The organism is Okeania sp. KiyG1, assembly GCF_014132355.1.
Taxonomy (GTDB): Bacteria; Cyanobacteriota; Cyanobacteriia; order Cyanobacteriales; family Microcoleaceae; genus Okeania.
The window spans coordinates 99,870-114,026 of sequence record NZ_BLZO01000109.1 but is presented as its reverse complement, the minus strand read 5'-3'; the positions used below and the strand labels follow the sequence as shown (position 1 = coordinate 114,026).

The following is a 14,157-nucleotide window of genomic DNA, read 5'->3' as shown; positions in this document are numbered from 1 at the left end:
CTCCCAGGAGGGGAGTAATTGATAATCTATGGATAATAATTGATTTGATTTTTGAGTTTTACCGAATAATTAAGGTTTGAAGCTTCTCCTTTAAATGAGAACAAATTTCTCTTAAGCGTCAATTTTCTTCTTTTCAAGGATAGGTAATATTATGTTCGGTTGAATACTTATAAATAAATTTTGTGAGGAGTCAGGAGTCAACCCACCCCTAACCCCTCCCAACCCACCCTAACCCCTCCCTGGAGGGGAGGGAGTCAGGAGTCAACCCACCCCTCGCCCCTCCCAGGAGGGGAAGAAAGGAGAAAAAGAGGAAATATTGGAGATTGGGTATTGATAATTTCAGTATTTCTTTGCTACCGTCCGTACTGTCAGTCCTTAAATTTTATTTATAGCAGTCGAAGTAAAGGTTAGGACAGGTCAAAAGCTTAAAACTCAGACAACGTAATACTTTTCCTTCTTCCTTCTTCCTTCTTCCTTCTTTCTTCTGCTATATAACTGACCCGTCCGAACATGATATAATTATTAATAATTAATTATTAATTACTAATTATTAATTATTAGTTGCTGAACAGATGTCTACTGAAACAATTGAAATTTTGTCGGTATTGATGGAGTTATTTTGTTCTAATATAGCAATCAGGAATCAGTTGTGAGAATTGAGGTGTTCCTTAAAAGTTATAGAATATAATAATTGCTATATTCATATGATACGTTTTTTTCTTCTTCTCTGTTCCTAGATCCAGTGTTCCCTTTTCCCTAAAAGTTTCCAATATCTCACAACTCAAATCATATTGCTATATATAAAATAATGAAGATTTTTCTAGAGACAGAAAGATTAGTTTTACGACAGTTTACTGAAGCTGACACGGAATTATTATTTGAGTTGGATAGCGATCCAGAAGTAACTCGATATACAAAGTTAGGCGATCGCTCAGGAACACCTACAAGCTACGATGAGATTAAAAATGGATTTTTGCCTAAAGTTTTCAGGTATTACCAACAATATCAGAGTTATGGTTTTTGGGCAGCTATTGAAAAGTTAAGTAATAAATTTGTTGGTTGGTTTCATTTTCGACCAGGTTTAGATAGTTATATGGGGGCAGCATTGTATCAAGAGAATGATATTGAACTTGGTTATCGGTTACAAAGAAAAGTTTGGGGAAAAGGATATGCAACTGAAGGTTCAAAAGCTTTAATTCAGAAAGGTTTTTTAGAGTTGAAAATACAGCAAGTAGCAGCAAGTGCATTGTTAGAAAATAAAGCATCTATTCGAGTGATGGAAAAAGTGGGATTAAAATTTGAGCGAAATTTTGTTTATTTAGAATCTCAGCAACAAGGTGTTAAATATAGTTTGAGTCAAGATGATTTTTGTGCTTAGGGAATAGTTCATTAATGGATAATTGATAATGGATAATTGATAATTACCTCGGGTTTTAACCGTTACGGAATTGAATATCAGGAAATATCCTAGCACTTTTTTTCCCCTTAAAAGGGGAGGCTTTAAACCAAAATTATTTAATTATTAATTATTAATTATTCGGTAATAGGGAATAGGGAATAGAGAGTTGTATGCAACGTCCGTACAGATTAGTTCGTTCTTATGTTGTTCAGGAGCAAGTAGTGAAAGGGGTATTTATAATTCATATCTTAAATTACGGTTTGCCCAAATATCTTAATTATTATGTTGATTAACCAACCCCAATTTTTTTATTCTCGTTGACAACTGGTAACTGATAACTGATAACTGATAACTGAAATGACTCATCATCAAAAAATTAAATCATTATGTAATAAGTTATGGTTGCCAAAAATCATCGAGTAAATTAATCAAAGTTTGAATCGACTCAGATAGTTGAGAACAAATATAGCATTTTTATGGCAGATAAAGTAAAGGATTATACTTTTTTTATCCTGTTGTATGTTCTCTAAAATCAAAAATTTTGTACTTCATCCTAGGAATAAAAATTATATGAGTAATACTAATTCTAAAAATCTACCCCTATGGGTGCAGGACCGAGAAAAAGTAATTTCTAATGATATCGGTGTGGAATGGCGAGGCGGAAAACGACCAGATTATTCTCACAACGATCGAGTTTTTGAACAAGAGAGTAAATATCATCATCCAGAAGGGTCTTTAGAAGCGATCGCTCATAACCTAGTCAGAACTTTTGAGATGGAAGCATCTAATAAAACTAATCCTGAACAGTGGTTATCTGTTGTTGCCGATAAGTTTCGTATGAGTAGTAATGGAGGAAAAGAATATACTGCTGAGGAAGCAGGAGAACACGGAACATATAATCTTTTTATTAGTAAAAACAAACATTATAACCCTGAGGAAGAAACTTTTGAATCATCCTTTAAAACCTTTAATAAAGCTTTTCCAAAAGGGTTTCTCTGGGAAGTAATAGAAGTGCTTTCTGGACCGCCAAATGTTACTTTTAAATGGAGACATTGGGGGACTTTTCAAGGTAATTTTAAAGACTATCAACCTACTGGCGAAACAATAGAAATTATTGGTATGAGTATTGCTAGATTAACTGAAGATTTAAAAATTTTGTCTGTAGAACATTATTTTGATAATAGTAAATTTATCAAAAACTTAACCGCTGGTGGTTGCCCATTTCATAGTCAAAAATAAGAGAATTATTAGACATCTAGTCTCCCCCTCTAGTGGGAGTAATTTGCGATTTCAGAACGGGCGGAGCGAATCGCAACTTTCATGAAACAAAGCTCTGCTCAACCACAAACTTCTCTATTTTCCAGTATTATTTAATCTTTATTGGTAACTAATAACTAATTAAATCTAATTTTGCATTAAATAATCAGAATTTTTTCTTATCCTACTTCTAGTAGCATTAAACAACATTTCAAATCTAAGTAGGTAGGCGTGAATAAATCTAACTATAATAACGAAATGTTGATGCACCTAATACCCTTTATATTGCTTTCGGTCCGAAATGCTACGCAAACCTTCCACTTTACGGAAATACTTGTAAATTTTACCACCTACTTATTTTTGAGAAATGCATCATTGAACTCCTAATAAAATAGTATAACTAACACGCACCTGATTTATTAAATACCACCCAAATAGTTTTCCATATTAACTTGAGATCGTATGCGATAGACCATTTTTGCTGATAGTCAATATCCATACGCACTATATCTTCAAAGTCTTTCACACTAGAACGACCATTAACCTGCCATTCTCCAGTTATACCAGGTTTGACATTTAGTCTGTGCCAGTGATGAGCTTCATAATTTTTAACTTCATCGACAGTGGGGGGGCGAGTTCCCACTAAACTCATATCTCCCTTGAGAACATTCCAGAATTGAGGTAGCTCGTCTAAGCTAGTCCGACGCAGAAAGCGGCCTATACGAGTTATTCTAGGATCTTTCTCATTTTTAAAGATGTTACCTTTTGCTTCGTTTTTGACTAGGTGCTTCAGTTTTTCTGCATCAACAACCATTGAACGAAACTTCACGATCCAAAAAGTTTGACCCTTAAAACCACAGCGAACCTGACTGAAAAATAGCGGGCCAGGACCATCAAATTGCATGAATATAAGTACAGGAATTGCAAGTATCCCTGCGATCGCTAACCCGACTAAGGCTCCTAAAATATCAATCAGGCGTTTGATTGGACTATTGACAGAGGGATGAGCTACTTGTTTGTATAAGTTAGCTGAGTATTTGTGTTCTAGAACTAATAGAGAATTCATATCTGAGGAGACTGATAAGTTAGAGGTATTCATAAGATTTGCACTCTGAAATCATGTTTTACAGCCCTTTTCAGATTGATAAACCACATCGTCATAACCAAAAATCTATAAGGGCGCAATTCGGAGCTCTGCGCTAGCAAATGCCATTCGCCCCTACTGTGGTCTACTGAAATGAAAACCGCTGTAATCTATGGAAAACTTTTATACCTATATTCTAGAGTAGCTAAGTTCAGAGTGGTAGAGTTATCTAGTCAACTTTACTGAATCTTCACAAATTTTAGCTGTTTTTTAAAGTTTCTGTGTTGTTTTACCAAATTTATTATTATTTTTTTATCTCTAAAAAATATTGTGTATAATTTAAAATTGTGCTTTTTGTTTGTTATGGAGTTTTTAGACATCATGTAATTAAAATCACAAAAATATAGTATAATTTAGCACAAGTACTTGTAATTAGAAATCCTGAGATGTTTTTTACCGAAAAATTGGGTTTAAAGCCTCGCCCTTGTAGGGCGACTTTTTATTTTTATGTTAAGTGAATTGAATATATGCTATAGTGTTATTAGTTGCCGGGGGCACTCGGAAACTCTAAACGGACGTGGAGGCAAGCGTCAGACTACTGCCAAAGTAGCAGCAGCCTGTGAGACGTCAACCCACCGAGGAGCTAAGGCTCGGTAGGAATCCCCGTGCCTTTAGGCCGGGGAGGATGTCAACAATAGACCTCTCTAAAAAAGAGGGAACAAAAAAGAGGGAACAAGGAACAGGAAGAATTAATTGATAATTTATGGATAAGAATTGATTGAATTTTTTATTTTTACCAGATGTCTAATAGACTCCTTGTAGAAGTCAAGGAATAGCGGTGTTACCCTGCGGGACGCGACATACGCAAGCGGTCGGAACCCATTGAGGTATCCTCGCCATGGGAACGCCGACCAAGAGAGCAGGGTCATTTCAGTTATTACAGGACTTACGCATAACCACCATATCTAGTAGGGGCGAATGGCATTTGCGTTCCGCAAAGCTCCGAATGGCGCCCACTACAATTGGTGTATAATTTCACATTTTGCGTAAGTCCTGTATTAGTTATCAGTTATCAGTCAATTTATTGTCATATCAAATCCGGTTAAACAGCCATAGAATAGTTAAGTCAGGAGGAGTCAACCCACCCCTAACCCCTCCGAGGAGGGGAGGGGAAGTCAGGAGTCAGGAGTCAGGAGGAGAGAGAATTACAAAGATGAGGGTAGTTATGACGATTGGAGAATTTTGTTATGTTCAATAAAACGGATTTGATATCACTAGAGAAAAAGGGAGTGGGGGAGTTTTACAAAAGTCAATTTATCGTCACTAGAGAAAAACTGTATCCTTTGAAATTTTGAAATTTCGTACATCTTGCTAGAATTAGTTAACCAAAAATATAGAGTTGTAAATATTCTCTGATGACAAAGAATTAGCCCTGCGACCAAGAGATGGGATGCGCACTGCTGTGAGGGAATAGGGAATAGGGAGATAAAATTGTTGATTTCAGATATTGAATTGATTTATCGCAGAAGTGAGTAGCACAAATCAAAATTAGCAGGACTTACGCAAATTGACTGTCAAACCACCATCTGTAGGGGCGCAATTCGGAGCTTTGCGCTAACAAATGGCATTCGCCCTCTCTATATATAGAGTCTCTGCGTAAGTCCTGATTAGTCATAATTAATAAGTTTTATCCCAGTTCTCACTGTGGGTTCCTCAAATTTTTGCCTAGTATTAGCCACTAACTTATTTAAGTATTCTCTTAAATATTCTGCTTGTTCCCCACTCAAACGATATCCACTACCATCAGTTTCTTGGCAAAAAAGTGGCTTTGCTCTCAAACTTTGATAGTCAGAATTTTGTCGAGAAGCTTCACTTAATAGCATTACATCTTCTTCCGAAGGCATTAAACCAGGAGGTAGTTTACTGTCTAAAATAGTCTTAATGTTCTCCTGACAAACACGAGTATTTATTCCTTGTTCCTCTAATAATTGATAAACTTCCTTTAGAGATAAAGGACGGTCAGGAAAAACTCGCAGTATTTCCCACAGTAAAAAATAGTCGTTGTACTGTTGTTGAGGTATATCTATAATTTGTGGATAAAGAGGTAAGATAGCTAAACCATAAGCAACCCTACCGATAGTTAGTTTAATATCTTCAATCTCAGATAAATAATTATCCGATCCCTGCGACTTTTCTTGCTCTAACTCTATATTTTCAGAATTAACTTTTGTATCTTGAACAATAATTGCGTTAGATAATTTTTGACGTAACCAACGAGATATCCCGCTCCAACTCCCACTACCTCCAGTACATAAAGCACGGTTAATTCCCACCGGAGATATTCCCACCCTACTCAAAAAATTATTTAACTCCTGATTTAATTGTTGTATAAAAGGTCCTAATACTTTTTTTCTAAATCTTGTTGTTGTAAATTCCATTGGCGATCGCCTATATTCAAAATAAATTCTTTTTCCGATGGCAGAATTACTTTTAAATTACGAGCTGCTGCTAATAATTCTTGTCTGTAGGATGAACTTTGTAACCATTGCTGTAGTTGATACCTAATTGATAAATCTGGATAGCCTGGCCGTGGCCATGATTGAGTAGATTGTTCTTGATTCTTTTCTTTCTGGGTCTGGGGCGAAAGATTTTCGTTTTTTAATAAAAGTTGACAAACAATATCTTGATCTAGGGCCTGACCCCCATAAGCAAAACTATGGCAATGGAAGTGAGAGTAAGTTAAATTTTGGCCATCATCAGGAAAATCTACTAAGGCCATTTCTGTTGTAGTTGCTCCCACATTCACAATTAAAATTTTGCCCTTTCTAAATTCTGAGATAGTAGATGTTTTTGGATCTTCTGTTACTGAAGTTAATTCTGATAGGGCAGTAGCGATCGCCTCCTCAACTACAATTACTTGACTGACACCTTGGACAAGACCTGCTTCTAAAACTGCTTCTCTGAGATTGAAATGATAGGCTTCTGGCCAATTAGTTGGACTACCTATCAACACACATTTTAATTGTGCCAAAGCGGAAACAAATGTTTCTTGGTCTAATCCTACTGCGCCACAAGTATAATCATGAGGTAAAGTAATTATTGTTTGAGTTTCTCCATCAGTTAGAGAAATAGAGTCTTGGACAACAGCTTGGGTCTGAAGGGTAGTTAATAAAGTTACTAATCCTTGCTTAACTAAATTAAGAGGAATTTGTTGATGTTCAGACAACTGTAAAATTGGTTCATGGGCAGTTGTAGCAACAAAGTTAGAATCTAGAAGAAAAGATTTATCTGGTTTTCCTGAAATTGTTGTTTTTCAAATTTAATCGAAATGTAAGGAATAGTAACTTTTAAAGCAGGCTTCAAGTTTTGTACTAATAAGGGTTTTTCTTCTATAGTTTTCTGTTTAGATGATTTTTGATATATATATAAAGTTGATGGTAGCTTATATATTTTTGTTTTTGTAGTAGAACTTAATGTTGTTTGAGCTATTTTTGTTGATAGAGCAAATTCTTGATTTGTTTCAGTAATATCTAACCCTTGTTTAGTTGCTCCCCTTTCCCAATATATAGGATAAATTTCACTGCTGCTACGATTAAATAATGCGGCAGAAATACCTGTAGTACTAAAGTCAATTCCTAAATACCATAGTGAAGGTTTTTTCTCTGGTATTCTATCTGTCTCTTTCAAGGGATTCAATTTTTTTTTTCTGTCTCTGGAGAGTCTTGAAGTAGGGTTTCTAGAGGTAAAATTTCTCGCTCATTTGTATCTGTTGATTCTACTTCTGTTGAAGATGTTAAGTTATCTAAAATATCTTCTAGAATGTGTTCATTTTCTATATTTTCTGCTGAATTGTAAGTATTTTCTTGGTTCGTTAGATTTGATTTTTCTGAAGCATCACCAATATCTATAAATAAACTTTCTAAGTTAGTAATTTCTGCTTCTGAAGTCGAAGTAGCAGAAACATCAGTCGATTCAAGACTACTTTCTTCTAAAGATACAGGTGAATATTCTCCTAATTGAAGCTCAGTTTGTTGCGGATCTTCTGCTAATTCATCTAAGTCAAATTCTTCTAAATTTTCTAAATCAGAACGCAAATTATTGAGGATATTAGTATCTAATAATAATTCTATATCTTGTGTTTCATCTGATTCTTGTACTGGCAAGAGACTTTCTTTAGCAGATGCCTGAAGATACTCTTCTTCTTCTGATTTATTGCTGCAATTTGTTTTTTCTTGCTTAGGTTCTAGAGAAGCAATTAATTGATTAGTTTCTGCTTCATTTATCTCTAATTCACCAAAGAGATTACTGAGAGATTCGATAATTTCAGTGTTTTCTACATTTTCTGAATTGTCTAACTTTAACTCATAATTTAGTGGTGATTCAATCGTATTTGCTATTTCTGCATCTTCTATTTTAGCAGTATAATTTTGAGATTCTTGCCACTCTGTATTCTCCTCTTCAAAACTAGGAGCTTCTAGTTGAACAAAAGTTTTATCTTGCTCATTTTGACTTTTAATAACTTCTAAATCTTGCTCTTCATCAAGATTAAGTTCATTTTGAATAGATGATTCTTGAGGGCTTGAATTATCTGTTTCAGTTGTTTTTGATTCTGTATTTACTTTAGAAACAAACTCATATCCTGGATAAGGAAATACATCTGTATTGTTAGGCTCATGTAATTCATTTATTTGAGGAGATAGTTTTGGATTTTGAATATTTTGAGGACTAACATGAGAGGATGCTATAAAATTTTCTGGATCTGGCTGTGTTTCTTCATTATCTTCTGTATTGAACTCATCAATAAATGAGTGGTCCAAGTTATCGTCTTCTTTCAGTATACCCTCTGAATTTGTCCCCATTTCAGAAGGTTCAATATTCTTAGAAGTCTGTGGATCGAGATTTTGCTCAATAGGTAAAGCGCTCTGACTTGGATATGAATGTTGGTTGGTTAACTGAGACAAATGTTCCACCAATGTTTCTTGCACTGGGCCAAGTAAAGCCTGAGAAAACTCAGAAATAATTTGCTCCTGTTTAGCATATTGTTGAGCTAGGGAATAATTATCTTGTCTTTGCTTCTCAAGTTGTCTAATTTCTTCTTGCAAAGCTTGTCGTTGTTCTTTAAGAACTTGAAAATCTTCTTGTAAATATCGATTAATAGGAGTCAAAAACTCTTCTAGCTGTTGTGGATGTTCCTTAGTCGTCTGGTCAATAACATTTTCCGAATTTGAAGGTGGGTCAACAGAGAGTAGCTGTAGACTTGAGGTTGTATCCACATTCTGACTCAGATAGTTCAGCACCTGCTGTAGTGTCTTTTGAGATTTTCTGAGTGTTTTTTCTAAGACTTTAGGATAATTTTTAGTGCTAGGCTGATTTAGCACCTCATCTATTTCACTGATTATTGATTTGATTTGCTTATTCTGGAAATTCAAGAGTTTCACCTTTGTCACTCATCATTAAGAATTATAAAACTGATGAGAGCATAACTGACTTTAAAATTACTCTTTCACACAAGATGTACAAATTAGAGATAGATTGGATTAACAGTCTTAAAGTTTTTTCAGACTCTTTAGTCTAATGTATAGCCTGATGTGGCAATAGCACGATATTATTAAATTAATAATTTAAGTACTTTTACTTTCTATACCTACTACATACATAATAATATTTATTAACTATAATAGTCATAAATAGTCCTAAAATTGAGCTGTTTAGAAAATTTTTTAGGATTAGGAAATAGTATTATGACCCTGTGGATGTTTAACCCGTCAAGGAGCGCTTAACTGGAAGCAGTAGTAAAAGTTTCCGGATTTATTATTGATATTTTGGGTTTTTGACAAATCCTGTACTGATACCTATGTACTACCATACTGTAAAAGCCCTATCATAGATTCCACAAAGTTGTTGACTTTCAGGATATTTAAAGTCGGCCAATTGGCTAATAATATAATATGTATTAATTTTAATTATTAATTTATAGTTGCTTTGTGGGCTAAATATACTGCCCGATTAATATTGAAAAAATAACTTTATGGAAGAAAGGTATAATCGCGACCCCCAATTAAATATTAAAGAATTAATGCTTTCTACCTCATTTTTTGAGGGTTTACCACAAGAAGCATTAGAAAAAGCAGTAATTCATGTGGTCAGTCGTCAACATCCACCAAATCAGGTAATCTTACTAGAGAATGATTGGGGGACATCTGTATACTTCATTCTGGATGGGTGGGTAAAAATTCGCACCTATAACTTGGATGGTAAAGAAGTAACGCTGAATATTTTGGGTAAAGGCGAATTATTTGGAGAAATGGCCGCTTTAGATGAAGTACCTCGCTCTACTGACGTAATTACCTTAGCCCCCACATTAATTGGTAATATGCCAGCTCAAGATTTTGCTCATCTAATTCATACTGAACCCACAGCAGGAATTAGATTAGCCCAATTAATGGCCAGACGTTTACGACAAGTGAATCGACGACTTAGACTACGAGAAGCAGATGCTCAGGCTAGGGTAGCAGATATTTTACTATTTTTAGCAGAAGGGCAAGGTATAGACTCTCAACAAGGAAAAGAAATTCCTAATTTACCTCATAGAGAGCTAAGTAGTTTAAGTGGGTTGGCCAGAGAGACTGTTACCAGAGTCTTAAGCAAGTTAGAAAAAAAGTCATTAATCAAACGCGATCGCGATACATTATGTATTCCTGATATACACGCACTGGAACGTACACTTGTTTAGTCAGGGTTACTGATTAAGTGTATGATTTCACAGGAGTCAGGAGTCATTTCAGTTATCAGTTATCAGTTATCAGTTATCAGTACCTCTACCTGAAGTATTGGGATTGAAATATTGAACCTTATTTTTTTTCATCCCCTTAAAAGGGGAGGCTTGAGACCTTATTTTTTGTCATAAGTCAGGAGATAGGAGTCAGGAGTCAGAAAAGAGTTTTTCGGTGACTTTAGAGTCAGAATATAAATATATTCCCACTATTGTTTTGGGTGAAAATTTACCACTAATTGAATAATCAGCAACGCCGTTTAATCTAAGGAGTAAATTAAAAGTCAATTACAAAATCTTAAAAACTTTACCAATCAATACTTTTGAGGGCGAATGCCATTTGCTTCGCATAACTATCGTTAACGCCCCTACGACTTTTGACTTCCGCGTAGCGGCACTAGCCAAAACTTATAAGGCCAAACCAATTCTGTGAAAACAACTTCAGATCCAATACCATCATCCACCAGCAAAGAAGATAAACCAATAGTTCTGGTAGAAACAGCTTTTCTGGCCAGTACAGCTAGTTTAATTTGGTTTATCAATTATTACTTTCCCTTGGGACCCTTATTAAGAGTTTTCTTCCCAGTACCAATTGCTTTACTATATTTACGATGGGGAAACCGTGCAGCTTGGATGGGCGCAGCAGTATCAGGATTACTTTTATCTGTGCTTATGGGGCCAACTCGTAGTATTTTATTTGTCATTCCTTTTGGTTTCATGGGAGTAATGTTAGGGGGAGTATGGAAACGAGGAGGAAATTGGTTAACTTCTATAGGTTTAGGTTCTATACTCGGCTCAATTGGTTTCTTTTTTCGATTTTGGTTACTTTCACTTTTGTTGGGACAAGACCTCTGGATATATTTAACTACACAAGTTACAGAATTCCTAGAATGGGTATTTATCAAATTGGGATTATTAGCTCAACCTAGTTTGCCTTTAATTCAAGCACTTGCTTTAGTCATGGTATTTGTGAATAATTTTGTGTATTTATTTGTTGTACATTTGGTAGCTTTATTATTACTAGACCGCATCGGCAACCCTATTCCTAGACCTCCTAAATGGGTAAGAGTTTTGCTTGATTATGAGTAGTGCCGCTACGCGGAAGTCAAAAGTCAAAAGTTAAAAGTCAAAAGTTAAAAGTTAAAAGTTAAAAGTTAAAAGTTAAAAGTAATATCTGACTGAGTTTGAGCATTTACAGGACTTACGCAGAACCGTCATATCTAGTAGGGGCGAATGGCATTTGCTAACGCAAAGCTCCGCTAACGCCCTCCAGGGATAGCGTATTGTCTAAAAATTTGCGTAAGTCCTGATTTATAAATTTCCGCGCCCTATTTGCGTAGTGCTATAAGTAAACTTTTCTGATTTCTAAGAGGATATCTGAAAAGTTTTTTGATACTGAATTTTGCCCCCCTAGCACCCTAACTTTGGGGGGAAAAAGAGTCTATATTTTGCCCCCCTAGCCCCCCAACTTTGGGGGGAACAAGAGTCTATTTGCTTTTAAGTCCCCCAAAATTGGGGGATTTAGGGGGCTTGGATGTAGCAAATGGGACTTCTCAGATAACCTCTAATAGACATCTCCAAAAATCAAAAATAAAATCAATTTTATCCATCAATTATCAATTATTTTTTATTTTTTCCTATTCCCTCTTTTCTGAAGATATCTAAATAATCTATTACCTAAACTTACTAATAATAATGATTCGTGTTTATACTCAGGTGCAACAGGGAAAAAATTGGCTGCAAAGGTATCGGAGACGCCAACCAATTTTTGCCTGTATATTAGGATTTACAGATACAGGTCTAATACCGGGAATTTCTGCAGCAGGGGCGACTCCAAAAGACCGCCAATATACTTGTTTGGCAGATGTAGAATTTTTATACAATGGTTTTCAACCACAACCCAAATATCCATTACCACCCCTTGATGCTGGTGCTTCTCCAGTTTTAATCACAAAAGCAATTGTTGATGCTCTGAATATCCCTCTCTACTTATTCAATGCTGGTTTAACTCATCAACCCACTGTACCAACAATTGATTTGGGAGGTACTCCAGCTCGTTGTTTAACTTCTGGTCGTGCTTTAGATATGGCAACTGTTGAACATTTACTAGAAGTTGGCAAGAGTTGGGGATATAAGTTAGCTGCGGAAGCAAAGGATAGCTATTTAATTTTAGGAGAATGTGTGGTTGGAGGTACAACTACTGCTTTAGCAATTTTGTTGGGTTTAGGTATTGCTGCTGCGGGTAAAGTGAATAGCAGTCATCCTCAATGTAATCATACTCAAAAATTGGCTGTGGTGCAACAGGGTTTACAAGCTTCTGGTTTGAATTCTTTACCTCCGCTTTCACAACCTCTAAAATTGGTTGCTGCGGTGGGAGACCCGATGCAAATAGTAGTAGCAGGAATGGCAATGACAGCAAGTCTCAAAGTTGGGGTGATGTTAGCTGGTGGTACACAAATGTTGGCTGTTTATGCTTTGATGCAAGCATTAGCAGCAAAATATTCTATATCTTGGCTACCTGAGAATATTGTAGTGGGAACAACTCGATGGGTTGCTGAAGACCCGACGGGAGATACTGTGGGGTTGGCTAGAGAAATTGGTTTTGTGCCTTTGATGGCAACACAACTTAGTTTTGCGGAGTCTTGTTATCCTCAACTACGAGCTTATGAACAGGGATATGTTAAAGAAGGTGTGGGTTGTGGAGGATGTGCGATCGCGGCTCATTTATATCAAGATTGGAGTCAAGGTCAGTTGCTTCAAGCTGTTGAAAATTTATTTGTGTAGTAGAAGGAAGAGGGAAGAAGGAAGAAGTGCGATTCGTTTGGCTAAACAAGCTTCTATGTAAGTTAGCCAGTCTCAAAAAAGGGATAACTCTAGTAGTCATGCAGGTTGAATTCCTGCCCTCTGGGATGTAGAGTGACTCTGAAGTTCAGGATTCCAAGGTAACAACTTGGTCTCTCAGTGCATGGACTTAAAGCCTTAAAACTAGAAGGTTTTTTCTGGTTATCGTGGCCAAGGGAGTTACATAAGGTTAACGCACAGTCAATCTAGTATAACCGCTCGTCATCTTCGATTGGTGAAATTAAGCCTGATACACCAAACCCAAAACGGGAAACCTCACATAACTGGTAACGTAGTTCTTCGGCGTTATCACATCTAGTTGGAGGTCGGACGACACTAGGAGCCTAAATGTAACGAGAAATGATACTAGGGAACGAAGTAACCCCTTAAGACTCTCAGACCTTAACCTCTGAGTAGGAAAAGTTTAACCAATGTCTTTTAGGGATAAGGAAACTCCTGCGAAGCAAGCCTGGAGTAATGTTCAGGATATGCAGACGTGGGGAGGCACTGCAGGTAGCCGTGAAACCGAAATTGTATTAAGCCAAAACGCATTCGCCGGGGTAAGTAGGCTCAAGTCGAGAGTAGGAGACTCATGCCCGTGAAAAATCTCCAGGTATCCAAGCCAAAGAGTAGTGAAAACCGAGGCCAACAAGCGTTGACAAACCTTGAAATATTAGGTGCGAGAATAGGTGTAACCAACCTTGAAGAATCCTGCAATGTTAGGAGCCGTATGAGATGGAAACTCTCATGTACGGTTTTGGAGTAGAGGTGAGGGATAGCGATATCCTCATCGACTACATCGGA

General features: G+C 36.4%; 11 protein-coding genes. 6 read left to right on the top strand and 5 right to left on the bottom strand.

Features of this window, described 5'->3' with window-relative positions:
* Window positions 1-808: 808 nt before the first annotated feature.
* Window positions 809-1,378, top strand: coding sequence for a GNAT family N-acetyltransferase (locus tag SAGCYANO_RS25900; protein ID WP_202222715.1), 570 nt, complete (start codon window positions 809-811; stop codon window positions 1,376-1,378).
* A gap of 591 nt (window positions 1,379-1,969) precedes the next feature.
* Window positions 1,970-2,638 (top strand): ester cyclase, encoded by a 669-nt coding sequence (locus SAGCYANO_RS25895; RefSeq protein WP_202222714.1) that lies wholly within the window; start codon window positions 1,970-1,972, stop codon window positions 2,636-2,638.
* A 418-nt stretch (window positions 2,639-3,056) separates the two neighbouring features.
* Here the strand turns inward: SAGCYANO_RS25895 and SAGCYANO_RS25890 are convergent, their stop codons facing one another.
* Window positions 3,057-3,755: a sugar transferase gene (locus SAGCYANO_RS25890; protein ID WP_202222713.1), complete on the bottom strand. Its 699-nt coding sequence runs from the start codon at window positions 3,753-3,755 to the stop codon at window positions 3,057-3,059.
* 504 nt (window positions 3,756-4,259) lie between these two features.
* On the opposite strand from SAGCYANO_RS25890, the gene SAGCYANO_RS25885 reads away from it, so the two are divergent.
* Window positions 4,260-4,397, top strand: coding sequence for a hypothetical protein (locus SAGCYANO_RS25885; RefSeq protein WP_202222712.1), 138 nt, complete (start codon window positions 4,260-4,262; stop codon window positions 4,395-4,397).
* Window positions 4,398-5,407: 1,010 nt separating this feature from the next.
* On the opposite strand, the gene SAGCYANO_RS25880 is transcribed toward SAGCYANO_RS25885, so the two are convergent.
* From SAGCYANO_RS25880 to SAGCYANO_RS25865, 4 genes are read right to left on the bottom strand one after another with little or no spacing between them, the layout of a single operon-like run.
* Window positions 5,408-6,178, bottom strand: coding sequence for a hypothetical protein (locus tag SAGCYANO_RS25880; protein ID WP_202222711.1), 771 nt, complete (start codon window positions 6,176-6,178; stop codon window positions 5,408-5,410).
* The gene (locus SAGCYANO_RS25875) at window positions 6,139-6,966 is read right to left on the bottom strand and encodes a hypothetical protein (RefSeq protein WP_202222710.1); all 828 of its coding nucleotides are present in this window, start codon (window positions 6,964-6,966) and stop codon (window positions 6,139-6,141) included. The genes SAGCYANO_RS25880 and SAGCYANO_RS25875 overlap by 40 nt, the downstream gene beginning before the upstream one ends.
* 44 nt (window positions 6,967-7,010) lie before the next feature.
* Window positions 7,011-7,436, bottom strand: a complete 426-nt coding sequence (locus SAGCYANO_RS25870) for a hypothetical protein (protein WP_202222709.1) — start codon at window positions 7,434-7,436, stop codon at window positions 7,011-7,013.
* Entirely contained in the window at window positions 7,433-9,169 is a 1,737-nt protein-coding gene (locus tag SAGCYANO_RS25865; protein WP_202222708.1) for a hypothetical protein, read from the bottom strand. Before SAGCYANO_RS25865 ends, SAGCYANO_RS25870 begins: the two co-directional genes overlap by 4 nt.
* Window positions 9,170-9,768: 599 nt before the next feature.
* Here SAGCYANO_RS25865 and SAGCYANO_RS25860 point away from each other — a divergent pair.
* The 3 genes from SAGCYANO_RS25860 to cobT all read left to right on the top strand — a co-directional run bounded on the left by SAGCYANO_RS25860 (window position 9,769) and on the right by cobT (window position 13,296).
* Window positions 9,769-10,473 (top strand): Crp/Fnr family transcriptional regulator, encoded by a 705-nt coding sequence (locus tag SAGCYANO_RS25860; protein ID WP_202222707.1) that lies wholly within the window; start codon window positions 9,769-9,771, stop codon window positions 10,471-10,473.
* Window positions 10,474-10,941: 468 nt separating this feature from the next.
* Window positions 10,942-11,601 carry a DUF2232 domain-containing protein gene (locus tag SAGCYANO_RS25855; protein ID WP_202222706.1) on the top strand — a complete coding sequence of 220 codons (660 nt, stop codon included), beginning with the start codon at window positions 10,942-10,944 and terminating at the stop codon, window positions 11,599-11,601.
* 606 nt (window positions 11,602-12,207) lie between these two features.
* Window positions 12,208-13,296 carry a nicotinate mononucleotide-dependent phosphoribosyltransferase CobT gene (gene cobT, locus SAGCYANO_RS25850; RefSeq protein ID WP_202222705.1) on the top strand — a complete coding sequence of 363 codons (1,089 nt, stop codon included), beginning with the start codon at window positions 12,208-12,210 and terminating at the stop codon, window positions 13,294-13,296.
* Window positions 13,297-14,157: the final 861 nt, after the last annotated feature.